A 14,966-nucleotide genomic window follows, 5' to 3' on the forward strand; every position below is an offset into this window, starting at 1 on the left:
ATCAGTTCACCGAAATCGCGCAGTCAAAGGTTTCCGCTGGCGTCACTTCCGGCTCCCATGGCTGCTGCGAAGTCAGGCGCAAGCGACCGGTACCGGGAGCGAACGCCTGGAAGCGCCAGGTGGAAAAACCACCGGCCCCGACCATGCCTGAATCTTTCGGGCTGCTGTAAACCTCGGGGCTGAGCGCGTGCAGCACACCGCCGGCCGAATCCTGAATGGCCCAGCGATAACCCGTGGTCGGGTTGCTTGGCAGCATCACAATGAGGTTTTGCCCAGTGGTCAGCCGCACGGGGCATTCGCTTTGTTTTTCCACGGTCACGTTCTGTTTCGGTTGCGTGGCACAAGCGGCCAGCAAGGAGAGGGCGAGGGGGACAAACAGGCGAGTGGGGGACATAAGGTCAGCGGCTCCGGGCGTTCACGACGAACGGCGAGCATAACTGAAGATGAGACAAAGTGTGACAGTCAGGGAGTCCAGTATTGTCAGCGCTTACGCCATCGCTGGCAGGCCAGCTCCCACATTGGCCGGTGGTGCCCACAAATATTGTGGTCACACCAAAACCCTGTGGGAGCTAGCCTGCTAGCGATTGCGGTACAGCAGGCACTACACAGTTGTCAGAAGAGCACCTTCGCCACATCCGCAAACTTCTTGGCGAAGTGCACGGTAATGCCTTCCTTCAGATAGTCCGGCAGTTCCTCGAAGTTGCCACGGTTCGGCTCCGGCAAAATCAATTCGAAAATCTTCTGCCGCCGCGCTGCAATCACTTTTTCACGCACGCCGCCAATCGGCAGCACATGCCCGGTCAGCGTCAGTTCGCCGGTCATTGCCACGCCTTTTTTCGGCGCTTGATTGCGGGCGAGTGAGAGCAGGGCGCTGGCCATGGTCACGCCCGCGCTCGGGCCGTCTTTCGGGGTAGCGCCTTCCGGGACGTGCAGGTGGACAAAGGCTTCGTCGAAGAATTTGGCGTCGCCGCCAAACTGTTTCAGGTGCGAGCTAACGTAGCTGTAGGCGATCTCTGCCGACTCTTTCATCACATCACCCAGTTGCCCGGTGAGTTTGAAACCGCGATTGAGCGTGTGAATCCGCGTCGCTTCGATCGGCAAAGTCGCGCCGCCCATGCTGGTCCAGGCCAGGCCGGTGATGACGCCGGTGCCGGACAGCACTTGTTCGTTGCGGAATACCGGATGACCGAGCGACGCTTCGAGGTCTTTCGGGCCGATCTTGATCACCGCTTTCGGATCGTCGATCAGCTTCATCACTGCTTTGCGCACCAGTTTACCCATCTGTTTTTCCAACTGGCGCACGCCGGCTTCACGGGCATAGCCGTCGATCAGGGTCTTGAGCGCGCTGTCGCTGATGCTCAGGCTGCCTTTTGACACGCCGGCCTTTTCCAGCAGCTTCGGCCACAGGTGACGCTTGGCGATGGCGACTTTTTCTTCGGTGATGTAGCCCGACAGGCGAATCACTTCCATCCGGTCCAGCAATGGGCCGGGGATCGAATCCAGAGTGTTGGCGGTGCAGACGAACAGGACTTTCGACAGGTCCATCCGCAGATCGAGATAGTGGTCGAGGAATTCGACGTTCTGTTCCGGGTCGAGAGTTTCCAGCAGCGCCGAGGCCGGATCGCCCTGATAGCTCTGACCCATCTTGTCGATCTCGTCGAGCATGATCACCGGGTTCATCACTTCGACGTCTTTCAGCGCCTGCACCAGTTTGCCCGGCTGCGCACCGATGTAGGTGCGGCGGTGGCCCTTGATCTCGGCCTCATCGCGCATACCGCCAAGGCTGAAGCGATAGAACGGCCGGCCGAGGGATTCGGCGATGGATTTACCGACGCTGGTTTTACCCACGCCCGGCGGGCCGACCAGCAACACGATAGAGCCGCTGATCTCGCCTTTATAGGCACCGACGGCGAGGAATTCGAGGATGCGGTCCTTGATGTCGTCGAGACCGGCGTGATGCTTGTCGAGGACTTTGCGCGCGTGTTTCAGGTCGAGTTTGTCGTCGCCGTACACGCCCCATGGCACCGAGGTCGCCCAGTCGAGGTAGTTGCGGGTGACCGCGTACTCCGGCGAGCCGGTTTCGAGGATCGACAGCTTGTTCATTTCCTCTTCGAGGCGTTTCTGCACCTGCGCCGGCAGGACTTTGCCTTCGAGGCGCTGTTCGAACTGTTCGAGGTCGGCGCTGCGGTCGTCCTTGGTCAGACCGAGTTCCTGCTGGATGACTTTGAGTTGTTCCTTGAGGAAGAACTCGCGCTGATGCTCACCGATCTTGCGGTTAACTTCGGCGGAAATCTCTTTTTGCAAACGCGCGACTTCGACTTCCTTGCGCAACATCGGCAGGACTTTTTCCATGCGTTTGAGCATGGGCACGCAGTCGAGCACTTCTTGCAGCTCGGGGCCGGTGGCAGAGGTCAGGGCTGCGGCGAAGTCGGTCAGTGGCGACGGATCGTTGGGGCTGAAGCGGTTGAGGTAGTTTTTCAGCTCTTCGCTGTACAGCGGGTTGAGCGGCAGCAGTTCTTTGATCGCGTTGATCAGCGCCATGCCGTAGGCCTTGACCTCGTCGGTCGGCTCGGTCGGCTGGTGCGGGTATTCGACTTCCACCAGATACGGTGGGCGATGGTGTTTGAGCCAGGTCTTGATACGGACGCGGCTCAGGCCCTGGGCGACGAATTGCAGTTTGCCGTTTTCGCGGCTGGCGTGGTGCACCTTGACCAGCGTGCCGTACTCCGGCAGTGCTTTGGTGTTGAAGTGGCGCGGGTCTTCCTGGGGCGAGTCCATGAAGAACAGGGCCAGGGAGTGGTGTTCGGATTTGCTCACCAGGTCGAGGGTTTCGGCCCACGGTTCTTCATTGACGATGACCGGCAGCACTTGGGCCGGGAAGAACGGGCGGTTGTGGATCGGGATGATGTAGACCTTGTCCGGCAGGTTCTGGCCGGGCAGGGCGAGGCCTTTGCCGGTGGGGTGGTGTTCGATGTGGTCGGTTTCGCTGTAGTCGTCGGGGTTGTCCGGGAATTCTTGCTGGTCGCTCATGGGGCACCTGCGCAATGGGGTATGGGTGTTAGATGGGGCAGGGCTTGGGTGGTTTCAATGGGGGTGGATGTTTCTGGTTGTGTGTTCAGGGTTTTGACAGGGTTTCTTTGGACTTGGCGGCCTCTGGGCCGACCAGTCTCTTGGGGTTTTGGGTGTATATCCGTTGCTGCGGTAACGGCTTCTCGGGGTTCCGCCCTTACGGCGGGTCACTTTTTACAAACGCCTAAAAAGTAACCAAAAACGCTTGCCGCAACGTTCGGCCCGCTCGCTGGGGCTCGGGGTTCCTTCGCTCCGGGATTGTTCCGGGGGGGCATCGCCTACGGTTTGCTGCGCTGCACCTCCTCTCGATGTGTTTGGCTGCGCCAAACGGTCGCTGCGCTCCCACCCCCGGATCAATCCCTCCACTCAGCCTGCCGAAGCGGCCTGTGGGTCAAGATCAAGAGCTGCAGCCGAGCTAACGCTCATCCTGAGAGTGGTGAAGAGCAGTTTTTTGGCTTTTGTTCTTATGTGGGAGTGAGCTTGCTCGCGAAGGCGGCCTGACAGCCGACCATGCTCTGTCAGATGTTCTCAACTTCTGTAGGAGCTGCGGCACGCTGCGATCTTTTGATCTTTGGTGTGGCTAATGAAGATCAAAAGATCGGAGCGTGCCGCAGCTCCTACAGTTTTTGGTGGTCGTCAGTTTTTGGCTGTTACTTCTACGTTATCGAGCACCCGATTCACCGCCAGTTCAGCCAGCATGATGATTTGCTGAATGGCCAGGATGGTGTGGCGTTGCGGAGGGTCTACATATGCGGCGATGTCGCTGGTCATGACGCTGGCCGAGGCCAGGGATTCGCAGGCGTGGGCCAGCAGGGTTTCGTTGTCCATCTGCGGGGCGACGACGAACATGGTGCTCGGTTTGCGCAATGGCAGGTCTTTGTGGCCAGGGCAGAGGTAGTGGTCGAGGGCGCGTTCGGCGGCTTCGTGGAGTTTGTTGGAATCGAGGGATTCGTAGGGGGAGGTGCTGTCCGCTTCGGGCGGATTTGGTGTTGGCTTTATCATGATCTAACTCCGAATGAGAGATGGAGCTGCCACTGATCGCCGCGACGCGATGGGGGGAGGCAGCTGTACACGGGTTCGCGGACCAAGCCATTCGAAAACCCGGCATACCCGAAGGTATCCCGCGCACAGCCACCATCAAATCAAACAACAGCACCAAAGTGCTCGGTTTGGGTCGGCGATTATGCATCAAATCGAATGGACTACATGGGCCGCGACGCCCAGTCGCTGAATTTGCAGCGACCACCAGAGCCTATCCACCCGACTTCCGAGGCACAACCGACGCGACTTGTCGGAAATCTCCGCGCAATCATCAGCATATGTAGGACGAGCACATTTCCCACAGATCAACACTTTTCAACTTGTGGGAGCTAGCCTGCTAGCGATGGGGCCCTTGCAGTAAACACAGATGTTGAATGTCAGGCCGCAATCGCTAGCAGGCTAGCTCCCACAGGTTGTTTTCGGCGGAGTCAAAAATGATGTGCACAAAAAAGGCGATGCCTCTCACGAGACATCGCCTTTCATTTACCGCCGTTGAAGCTTATTCGGACAGTTTGTACGCAATCACGTAGTCACCCATTTTGGTGCCCAGCGAACCGTGACCACCCACAACCAACAGGACGTATTGCTTGCCGTCCTTGCCGGTGTAGGTCATCGGGGTTGCTTGACCGCCTGCTGGCAGACGCGATTTCCACAACTCTTTACCGGAGTTGACGTCGTATGCGCGCAGGTACTGGTCGAGGGTGCCGCTGAGGAAGCCGACGCCGCCGGCAGTTACCATCGAGCCGCCCATGCTAGGCACGCCCAAGGTGAAGCCGATCGGGATTGGCGAGCTGTCGCGGCTGGTGCCGTTTTTGCGTTTCCACACGACTTTGCCAGTGGTCAGGTCGATACCGGCAACGTAGCCCCAGGCCGGAGCCTGGCACGGTACGCCGAGTGGCGACATGAACGGGTGCATGGTCACGGCGTATGGCGCGCCAGTGTTTGGCTGGATGCCAGCCGTTTCGCTTTCGCGTTTGCTGTCGGCCGCCACTTCTGCACGCGGGATCATCTTGGAGACGAACGCCATGTAGTTCGGGCTGGTGAACAGCATCTGGCGAACCGGATCGACCGAAACGCCGCCCCAGTTGAACACGCCGACGTTACCCGGATAGATCAGGCTGCCCTGTTCCGACGGAGGCGTGTATTGGCCTTCGTAGCGCAGTTCCTTGAACTGGATGCGGCACAGCATCTGGTCGAATGGGCTGGCGCCCCACATGGCTTTTTCGGTCAGTTCCGGCGCCAGCAGGTTGAGGTCCGAACGGGCCTGGGTCGGTGCGGTGTGGTCGCCTTTCACGGCGCCTTGCGGTACCGGGATTTCCTTGATCGGGATGATCGGCGTGCCGTCGCGACGGTCGAGGACGTACAGGCTGCCCTGTTTGGTCGGGGCGATCAGCGCAGGTTTCACGCCGTCGGCGGTTTTCATGTCGAGCAGGGTTGGCTGGCTGCCAACGTCCATGTCCCACAGGTCGTGGTGGGTGAACTGGTAGTTCCAGCGCACTTTACCGGTGGCCAGGTCCAGCGCGACGATGCCGGCGCTGTATTTCTCGGCGCCCGGGGTGCGGTCAGCGCCCCACTGGTCTGGGGTCTGGTTGCCCAGTGGCAGGAACACCATGCCGAGTTTTTCGTCGACACTGGCCAGCGACCACATGTTCGCCGAGTTGCGGCTGTAGATTTCGCCCGGGGCCAATGGCTCGGTGGCGTCCGGTTTGTCGCTGTCCCAGTTCCACACCAGGTGACCGTCGCGCACGTCGAAAGCGCGGATCACGCCCGATGGCTCGTTGGTCGATTCGTTGTCGGTGACGTGACCGCCCATGATCACCAGATCACGGGTAATCGCGGCAGGCGAAGTGGAGTAGTAGCCACCGGCGGTGAACGGGCCGATGCCTTGGGTCAGGTCAACCACACCGTTTTTGCCGAAGCCTTCGCAGATCTTGCCGGTGTCGGCATTCAGAGCGATCAGGCGCGCATCGGCGGTTGGCAGGTACAGACGACGCGGGCAAGCCTGAGCGACGGCTTTGCCAGCTTCGGAGATGACCGCGGAGGCGGCGTTCTCAGACTTGGCGTAAGCGGCTTCGTCGTAGTACGACACGCCACGGCAAGTCATGTGGGCGAAGCCCTTGAAGCCGACCGGGCTCTTGATCTGCGGGTCGAAGCGCCACAGTTCTTTGCCGGTGTCCGGGTCCAGCGCCAAAACCTTGCTGTGGGCGGTGCAGGCATAGATCATGCCGTTGGCTTTCAGCGGGGTGTTTTCGTTGGTCAGTTCGACCGGGTCATCGGCAGTCGGCAGGTCGCCGGTCTGGATGCGCCAGGCTTCTTGCAGCTTGCCGACGTTGGCCGGGGTGATTTGCTTCAGCGGGGAATAGCGGTCACCGAATTCGGTGCGGCCATAGGCCTGCCAGTCGCCATCAGGCATCTGCGGCGCGGTGCTGGTCATGTCCGCGGTGTCGCGGCCCAGTTCGCCAAGGATTTCGCCCGGGTGGGTGAACAGGCTGGCCAAAGCGGTAAGGCCGGCCAGAACCACGGCAATGCTCAAACCTGCCGAACCCATCGGCGCTGGGCCGGTGAGCAGCAATGGACGGCGGAACCACGGCAGCAACATCACGATGCCGAGGACGAACCACAAAGCCAGACGTGGCACCAGTTGCCACCAGTCCAGACCGACTTCCCACAGCGCCCAAACGGTGCTGGCGAACAGCACGATGGCATACAGGCCCAGCGCGGCGCGACGGCGCAGCAGTAACAGAATGCCGGTCAGGGCGATGCCGATACCGGCCAGCAGGTAGTACAGCGAGCCGCCGAGCATGCTCAGCTTGACTCCCCCGGCCAGCATGGCCAGGCCCATCAGCAGAAGCAGAATGCCGAGCAGACTCGGTAGCAGACGGCTTCGACTCGAAGCACTTTCGGTGCTCATAGTGTGGTTCTCCGTGACGTTTCAAGTAGTCCCGCGCTGTAATCACTGTAGATGACGATTTGGCGTGGGCATGGTTCAGTTAAAAACTTGTCTAGCTAACGAATTTTCCTGTGGGAGCGAGCTTGCTCGCGAAAGCGGTGGTTCAGACAACAACGATGTTGGCTGTCATGCCTCTTCGCGAGCAAGCTCGCTCCCACATTGGGTCTCAGTGGTTCTTTAGAACGACGACTGGATCTTGATGCCGCCGATCAGCGCGTCATCGACGTTGTTCACGCCACCGGGATGGCGGATGTATTGCAGGTTCGGGCGCACGGTCAGCCAGTTGGTGACGTGCACGCCGTAATAGAGTTCGGCGCTGTATTCAGTGTCTTGCGGCGGCAGGAACGATGGGTCGTCGTAGTCATAGACGGCGTGTGCCTGATTGCTCGCCTCGGCGTTTTTGCGGAAGGCCGGATTGACGTGGACGCGGGCCAGGGCGAAACCGATGTCGTCCTTGGCGCGGGCCGCGAACGGGCCTTTATAGGTGATGCCGGCCTGCACGTAGTTGTCGATGGCGTTGGTTTTCTTGTCGTGCATCGTGCCGTTGGCAAACACGCTCAGGCCACGCGAGTTGTCGCTGGCCATGCTGGTGATCTGCTGCTGCACACCGAGCCACACCCCGTGTTTGCTCGACGCACTGCGATAGGCTTCGCCGCTGAGGGCTGCCGGTTGGCCGTTGCTGTCCTTATAGACGTCGCTGGCCTTGGCGTTGCTGTAGTAGTAACCGGCGCGGTATTCGCCCGGCAAACCGTTGAATTTCGGCGTCCACACCAGCTCTACCGGCAGAATCGCGCCCTGAGTGCCGCTGCCGCTGAGTTTGAAGCCGTTGCCGCGATCCAGATTGGACGGGTTCTGCTCATAGGCGCCGACCTGTGCGTACAGCTCCGGCGTCAGGTGATATTTGACGCGCATGGCCCACTGGCTGACCGGCCAGTTGTACCAGATGCCGCCGACCCAGTTACCGACCTGCGAGCCGCAGAACGCCAGGTTCTGGAAGTCGCACGGGAAGGTGTTGAAGTCTTCGCCTTCGCCGAAACGGCCAACCTTGATGTCGAGTTTCTGGTCGAAGAATTTCTGCTGATACCACATCTGCGTCAGGCGCGTGGTCTGGCCACGACCCCAGACTTCCTGGGCCGAAGTGAAGCCGCCAACACGCGGATCGTTGATCCGGTCGTTGCTGATGTTGTTGCCGCTGCGCTTGGTGATGGTCAATTGAAACTCGGCGTCGTCCCAGCCGAGGATCTTTTGCAGGTCGAGATGGGTGCCGAGCCCGAACTGATCGCTATAGCGTGCCGTGCGGTCGTGGTCGTAACCACCGTGCAGATTGCTACCCATTTCGCCGGTGTAATCGAGCTTGAAGTCGTAGCCTTTTTCCGAGAGTTCTGTGCGCGTGCCGTTCCAGTCACCGAGCATGTACGGTGATTCACTGTCGAACGCGGGAGCCGCTTGAACACAGATGGCGAGGCCGAGGGCGGTGCAGCCGCCGAGGGTGCGCAGCGTTGAGATAGCGCTGTCTCGGGAGAAGGAAAAATCGGGCATGGATAAGTCTTTTTTTGGTGTTTTCGGGGGTGCGATTCGAGCGCTTCAATATGTCGCAGGCAGTGAAGCGATTCAGCAGAAGGGCGGCAGGATAATGATCTGTTACAAAAAGACAAAGGCCTTTTATGAACATGCATCATTTCGGATTCGGTAACAGTCAGCTTCACCTACATTTAACTCAAGCCCTTCCACCCGGTCAGCCCCTCGGCTAAGGTGCGCGGCTTCTGCATTTTCACTTCGCCCAAAGGCCTGGCATGAACGAACAAACTCCCGATCCGCTGCACGGCGTCACCCTCGAACAGATTCTCAACGCACTGGTGACCCATTACGAATGGTCGGGCCTGGCCGAGCGCATTGATATCCGTTGCTTCAAGAGTGATCCAAGCATCAAATCGAGCCTGACGTTTTTGCGCAAGACGCCGTGGGCGCGGGAGAAGGTCGAGCGTTTGTACGTGAAGCTGATGCGCACCAAGCGACCACTCTGAGATGGACGCCGTTGCGCGGCGCCGCTTGATTACGTTGCTCGCCGTGCTGGGCTGGTCGGGGCTGAGCATTCAGCTGTATCTGATTTTCTTCGCCCGATTGAGCGTCGATGCCAGTCTGTTGGGCGGGCTGGTGAGTTTCTTCAGCTATTTCACGGTGCTGACCAATACGCTGGTGGCGACGGTGTTGACCTGTGCAGTGACCACGCGTGAATCCGGCGCGCGCCGCTGGTTTTTGCGGCCATCGGTGAGCGGTGGAATTGCGGTGAGCATTGCTGTAGTCGGGCTGGCGTACAGCATTCTGTTGCGACATCTGTGGCACCCGGAAGGCTGGCAGTTCATCGCCGATGAATTGCTCCACGATGTGATGCCGCTGCTGTTTCTCGGTTATTGGTGGTGCTGTGTGCCGAAGGGTACGTTGCGTCTGTGGCATTTGCCGTTGTGGCTGATTTATCCGCTGGTGTATTTCATCTACGCACTGCTGCGCGGGCACTTGCTGGGCGCGTATGCGTACCCGTTCATTGATGTCGCGCTGCTGGGTTATCCACAGGTGTTTATCAATGCCGGGGGGATATTGGTGGGGTTTGTGCTGATTGGGTTGTTGGTGATCGGAATCGACCGCTGGCGAGGAGCGCACCTGCACCGTTGAGTGAGAACTGTGGCGAGGGGATTTATCCCCGTTGGGCTGCGAAGCAGCCCCAAAACATTCAATGAGTTGTGTCAGGTAATCCGCAGTGGCAGGTTTCAGGGGCGCTTCGCGCCCCAACGGGGATAAATCCCCTCGCCACAGGTAATCACCAACAATAGGTAATCCTGAGCCACAGTGGTTTTTGTCAATCCTCTTCGGGAGTACCCTCAGCCCGCCAGTAGCCAACCGCTTTGACCAACTGCTCATCCAGCCCGTGCTCATCCAGCAGCACCCGGCGGATCTGCCGTGAAACCTTGGTCTCGGTCGCTACCCACGCATACAGGCTGCCCTTGGGCACCTGCAATTGTTTGACGGTGGTCATCAGGTTGTCCTTGCCGCCCTCGCGCAGCACCCAGATCACGTTGATCTGCGCAGCGCTTTCCAGCACTTGCTGTTCGGCGCCGTTTTCCACTTCGATCACCACCAGCGCCTTGCGATTGGCAGCCAGGCCTTCGAGGCGACGGGCGATGGCGGGCAGGGCGGTTTCATCACCGATCAGCAGGTAGCTGTCGAAAATGTCCGGGACGATCATCGAGCCGCGCGGGCCGCCGATGTGCAGGAATTGCCCCGGTTTGGCCTGTTCGGCCCAGGTCGAGGCAGGGCCGTCGCCGTGCAGCACGAAGTCGATGTCCAGTTCCAGTGTGTCGAGGTCATAGCGACGCGGGGTGTAGTCGCGCATTTCCGGCAGCGGTTGCTCGGACTTGCCGGCGCCGAGCACCAGGTTTTCCAGCGCGGCGGTTTGTTCGGCGGTTTGCGGGAACAGCAGCTTGACGTGATCGTCGGTGCCGAGGCTGATGAAACCGGCCAGTTCCGGCCCGCCGAGGGTGATGCGGCGCATGCGTGGGGTCAGGTCGACTACGCGCAGCACTTCAAGTTTGCGACGTTTGATTTCGTGCATCACGCGGTGAATGGTTTGGGTATCGACTGCGGTCATTCGGCTTTCTCCGGGGCAGTTTGAACGGCAGGGCCGTCGACGATGGCTTTCGCGGTGTCGTTGAGCAGGTCACGCACGCGCAGGATTTCTTCGGCGCTCCAGCGCCCGTGGTGCATTTGCAGGGCATGACGCAGGTTATGCACCGCCTCATGAATTTCCGGTGGACGGTCATGGCCGCGCAGTGAGCGCTTGCTGACCTCGATGCGCATGCGCACACCGTCCAGCGCCACGGCTTGTTCGCTCAGCGCAACGCGACCGGCGTCGGTGATGCTGTAGCGTTTTTTACCGCCGTCGGCGTCGCCCGAGATCAAGTCGCTTTCTTCCAGAAAGGTCAGTGTCGGGTAGATCACCCCGGGACTTGGGCTGTAGGCGCCGTCGAACATGCTTTCGATCTGGCGGATCAGGTCGTAACCGTGGCAGGGCTGCTCGGCGATCAACGCCAGCAGCAGCAGTTTCAGGTCGCCCGGGGCAAATACTCGTGGGCCACGGCCACCGCGTTCGCGACCCGGGCGCTTCTCGAAGCCGTCGCGACTGTCGCCGTGTTCGCGGTGGGGGGAATGATGGTCTCTCATTTTTCGTCTTCTCTCGTCGTGTTTAGATACAACTTAAGATATATCTTTGCGGGAGTGCAAGCGCTTCTGACCAGCGGCACGCCCTTCGAATGATCGAATTGAAAGCTGACAAAACCCGCGAATGATCAGAAAAATGAAATATTAAGTGTCGTTTCAAAGGTGCAGATTAGTGCTAACTCTCTAAAGGATAGTGTCAGCCTTTATTCTTGGGGTAGTGTGGTCTGCGTCTGACGGAAGTTGCTGCAAGTTAATGGCTTCTTCAGTCACTTTGCTGGCGCGCTGTAGCCTGGCTCTTACAGTTGCACAGTGACTTTTCAAGTTTTAGCGGTTTTTTCTTTATCATCTAATGGCGTCAGGCTACACGGTCGCAGGACGTTGCCTGCTTACTTTGAAAGTGAATTGGTTGATCATCGTTCGGCGTTGCTAGTTAACGGGGAGTACAAATTGCTCGTGACTGTTTTGCTCGCCAGAACCTTTCAATGAATCAACTAATTTATTAAGACAGGTATTTAATGATGCTCAAGAAACTCGCCTTTGCCGCCCCGCTGACTGTGTTGGCCCTGAGCGCTTCCATGGCGTTTGCTGCTACCGACGCCAAACACTCCATCAGCCTGGTTGCACATGTTCCTGCCGATGACTTTTATGCGGTGCCGGTCGATGCCGACCTGGTCAACAAAGACCAGGACATGAGCTATAACCCGGCGACGGCCTCGATGCGCGAAGTCAACGGTCATTTCGACGTGCTGCACACGGCTGGCAAGGTACACGCTCGTCTCGAAGGTGTTGCGAAACTGATTTCCGGCAACCAGACCATCGATCTTAAAGTCGAGCTTAACGGCAAGACGCTGACCACTGTTTCCCAGGAAGTGGTCGGTAAGGACGAGTCCGATACGCGCTACCGCGCGCCCCTCAAAATCAGTGCGCCAGGTGCTAAACCGACCGCTGGCGACTACACCGGAGTGGTCATGCTGGTCATAGAACCTTCGGTCTGAGTCATCAAGGCGACAGCTGACGCTTACTTGTTCAAGTAACGTAACCGGTCGGTAACTTTTAAGTTGTCCGGCCGGGTTTTTACTTTCCGGTAATCAGAGAATTTGTTCATGTTTTCGATGACGCCCATCGCGGCGGCGCTTGCGCTGCTGTTATGTAGCAGTGCATTTGCGGCGCCTGTTTCTATTGAGAATACGCCTAGAAGTTTGCTGTCTCAGGCTAAAGGTCTGCCGGCTGAGTTCGAAGAGCATTTCTTTGATGTTCCGTTGGCCGTCAGAATAGAACTCGATCAACAACCGCTCGCAGAGGCGATGATCGTACTGTCTCGAGACGATCGAATAACTCTGCTCGATTTCACCGACACCAGTGATAGCCACTTCAGTGCCGGCGAACGTGATACCTGGGCCAGTGTTCTGAAGCCCGGCGTAGCGCTGGGCACCTGCAGCGGCCAATGCCCGGAGCAGATGCTGGCGATTCACTACAACCTCGAAAACTCATTGGTATCGATCGTCACTGAGAATGCCGAACGCGATACCCAAGCCAAACGGTTCCACGATCAACCTGACAGCGGGAGCAGCGGTTTGATGGTGCGCAACCAACTCAATCTCAACGGCGGCCAGGATCAGAACCTGGGCGGCCGTTTCGGTCTGGAAGCCAGTGCAAGCCTGGGCAACTGGAGCCAGACGTTGAACATGCAACTGGCCCGTCTTGGTGGGCCGGATGATCAGCTTTATCACGCGGTACACGAGCTCTATACCCAGCGTGAACTGGAGGGCAGCTTTTTCCGTCTCGGTTATTTCACGCCCGGTTCCGAAGGTCTGACCCGTCAGCCCCGTTCGTTCGGCGTCAGCCCTGATACGGCGGTAGGGGTCATGTATGGCAGCTCGGACAGTCTGGCGATCGACAGTCCCAAACCCAGTGTCTACCCGATCTATGTCACGGCCAATCGTCAGGGCTCTGTGGAGATTTATCGAGAAGGCCTGCTGATCAACACCCAAGCGGTGCCCGCCGGTTTGCAAACCCTGGATACGCGACCATTGCCCGGTGGTATTTACGAGGTCGAAGTACGCTTGATCGAAGACGGCCAAACCACTTCGACCACTCAGGAACTGATCTATAAACCGAGCAACTGGCGCAACCATGATGAGCGTTGGCGTTACAACCTGTTTGCCGGCCGGGAAAGCAAATTGCTTAGTAACTGGGATCAACAAGACACGGGCGATACCACCGCCGGTGCGTCGGTCAACTACCTGTTGCACCCACGAGTGGTACTGGGTCTGTCGGCACGCCAGGTGCGCGACACGCTTCAATTCGGCAGTTCCGTTGATTGGAGTCTGGGCAACAGCACCAGCCTGTTCGCCAACCTGTACCAGACTGAAAATCACGGTACTGGCGCTGATCTGCAAGGTCTTTACAACTATGGTTCCGGTAGCCTTGTGGTGAGCCACAACCGCAGTTGGCTCGATACCCGGAACACTTACGATACGCTGCCCGACGGTACCCGCGTGCGTCAGCGCAACACGTTCACCGGCCAGACGAGCAACTCGTCAATGGCGCTCAACCACCGCTTCAGCCGCAAAAGCTCGCTTAACGCGCGGGTTTCGCACAGCGACGGTAACGTCGAAGGTATTGGTGTGGATCTGGGCTGGACGCAACGCACCGTGGTGTTCGGCAGCGATGCCAATTGGCGTTTGTCACTGTTCGACCGGCCGGGCAGTTACAGCAGTGGCGATGCGCGAAACCGTGGAGTCGACTTGAGTATAAATATGGCTCTGGGCGGGCCGGGGCAGCAGATTTCCGGGAGCATCGGTTCGCGGACTGCCCGTGATGGCAGTCGCGATACCAATGCTTCGCTGGGTTACCGCAAGGATCTGCAGGATCACGTCTTGCAAAGCATCTCGATGACGGCGCTTACCGACACTTATGGCGTGGGGCTTTCGAGTCTGGCGAATTTTCGTACCGATGCGATCAACGGCGACGGGTTTATTCAGCGGTCCTCTTTCAATGGCAACTTCACCGGCGGCGTCAATCTGGACAGCACGGTGGCTGTCGGAGGTCAGCACCTGGTGTTGACCAGTCAGCATCAGGGGCGCGGCGCGGGAATGATTGTCGATGTCGAGTCAGACATCGAAGGTGTCGCCCTGCGTGCCGACGACCTGAGCGGAGGTAGCTCTGCCTTGCGCACGGGACGTAATTTCATTCCGCTCACGGCCTACAAAAACAGTTCGGTGAGCTTCGATTTCGAAGGCAACCACCCCCCGGCAGCTAGCATCGACCCGGTGCGTACCCGCTATCACTTGAACAAGGGCGGCGTCGACTACCGCAAGGTGCGGGTGATGAAAACCATGACCGTGCTGGGACGTCTGCTCGACTCGCAAGGAAGACCGCTCAAGGGACATCACGTGATCAATCACGCCAGCCGCGGTGTGAGCGAGGTCGACGGCTTCTTCTCGATGGAAATGAGCGCGGGTTCGCCGACGTTACAAGTGCGCTATGCCGATCAACTGCTGTGTCAGTTCCGGCTCGATACGAACAAGCATCGCAGTGAAAACAATGTGCTGATGATTGGTGATTTGCGGTGCACGCCAGACACCTTGGCCGATGTCGGCTTCAACACCGAGAAGGCCGGATGATGGGCATCGAACCTGTACGACCTCGAGGATTGTTTCAGTGATAAAAATGTCAGGAATAACGCGCTCAA

The 14,966-nt window shown here is 58.7% G+C and carries 11 protein-coding genes; 4 read left to right on the forward strand and 7 right to left on the reverse strand.

Annotated features, from left to right (window positions below):
- Nucleotide 1: 1 nt before the first annotated feature.
- The 5 genes from ACTWLJ_RS12830 to ACTWLJ_RS12850 form a co-directional block, all read right to left on the reverse strand.
- Entirely contained in the window at nucleotides 2-394 is a 393-nt protein-coding gene (locus ACTWLJ_RS12830; protein WP_401214925.1) for a protease inhibitor I42 family protein, read from the reverse strand.
- 218 nt (nucleotides 395-612) lie between these two features.
- Nucleotides 613-3,030: an endopeptidase La gene (gene lon, locus ACTWLJ_RS12835; RefSeq protein WP_401214927.1), complete on the reverse strand. Its 2,418-nt coding sequence runs from the start codon at nucleotides 3,028-3,030 to the stop codon at nucleotides 613-615.
- Between the two features lie 675 nt (nucleotides 3,031-3,705).
- Nucleotides 3,706-4,071: a DUF6124 family protein gene (locus ACTWLJ_RS12840; protein ID WP_445181062.1), complete on the reverse strand. Its 366-nt coding sequence runs from the start codon at nucleotides 4,069-4,071 to the stop codon at nucleotides 3,706-3,708.
- A 538-nt stretch (nucleotides 4,072-4,609) separates the two neighbouring features.
- Complete coding sequence (locus ACTWLJ_RS12845) at nucleotides 4,610-7,021, reverse strand: glucose/quinate/shikimate family membrane-bound PQQ-dependent dehydrogenase (RefSeq protein WP_445181063.1); 2,412 nt, start codon at nucleotides 7,019-7,021, stop codon at nucleotides 4,610-4,612.
- Nucleotides 7,022-7,237: 216 nt separating this feature from the next.
- A complete protein-coding gene (locus tag ACTWLJ_RS12850) occupies nucleotides 7,238-8,599 on the reverse strand; it encodes a carbohydrate porin (protein ID WP_445181064.1) in 1,362 nt (453 codons plus the stop codon).
- Nucleotides 8,600-8,853: 254 nt separating this feature from the next.
- Here ACTWLJ_RS12850 and ACTWLJ_RS12855 point away from each other — a divergent pair, with 254 nt between their 5' ends.
- On the forward strand, nucleotides 8,854-9,084 hold the full coding sequence (locus ACTWLJ_RS12855; RefSeq protein ID WP_016987543.1) for a VF530 family protein: 231 nt from the start codon (nucleotides 8,854-8,856) through the stop codon (nucleotides 9,082-9,084).
- Nucleotide 9,085: 1 nt separating this feature from the next.
- The gene (locus ACTWLJ_RS12860; RefSeq protein WP_445181065.1) at nucleotides 9,086-9,730 is read left to right on the forward strand and encodes a Pr6Pr family membrane protein; all 645 of its coding nucleotides are present in this window, start codon (nucleotides 9,086-9,088) and stop codon (nucleotides 9,728-9,730) included.
- A 184-nt stretch (nucleotides 9,731-9,914) separates the two neighbouring features.
- Here ACTWLJ_RS12860 and ACTWLJ_RS12865 read toward each other — a convergent pair whose 3' ends face one another.
- Entirely contained in the window at nucleotides 9,915-10,703 is a 789-nt protein-coding gene (locus ACTWLJ_RS12865; RefSeq protein ID WP_445181066.1) for a siderophore-interacting protein, read from the reverse strand.
- A complete protein-coding gene (locus ACTWLJ_RS12870) occupies nucleotides 10,700-11,275 on the reverse strand; it encodes a PadR family transcriptional regulator (protein ID WP_445181067.1) in 576 nt (191 codons plus the stop codon). The genes ACTWLJ_RS12865 and ACTWLJ_RS12870 overlap by 4 nt, the downstream gene beginning before the upstream one ends.
- Before the next feature lie 515 nt (nucleotides 11,276-11,790).
- On the opposite strand from ACTWLJ_RS12870, the gene ACTWLJ_RS12875 reads away from it, so the two are divergent.
- A complete protein-coding gene (locus tag ACTWLJ_RS12875; protein WP_445181068.1) occupies nucleotides 11,791-12,267 on the forward strand; it encodes a CS1 type fimbrial major subunit in 477 nt (158 codons plus the stop codon).
- A 108-nt stretch (nucleotides 12,268-12,375) separates the two neighbouring features.
- Nucleotides 12,376-14,898 (forward strand): CS1-pili formation C-terminal domain-containing protein, encoded by a 2,523-nt coding sequence (locus ACTWLJ_RS12880; protein ID WP_445181069.1) that lies wholly within the window; start codon nucleotides 12,376-12,378, stop codon nucleotides 14,896-14,898.
- The last annotated feature ends 68 nt before the right edge of the window (nucleotides 14,899-14,966 follow it).

It is taken from the genome of Pseudomonas sp. McL0111 (genome assembly GCF_052567255.1).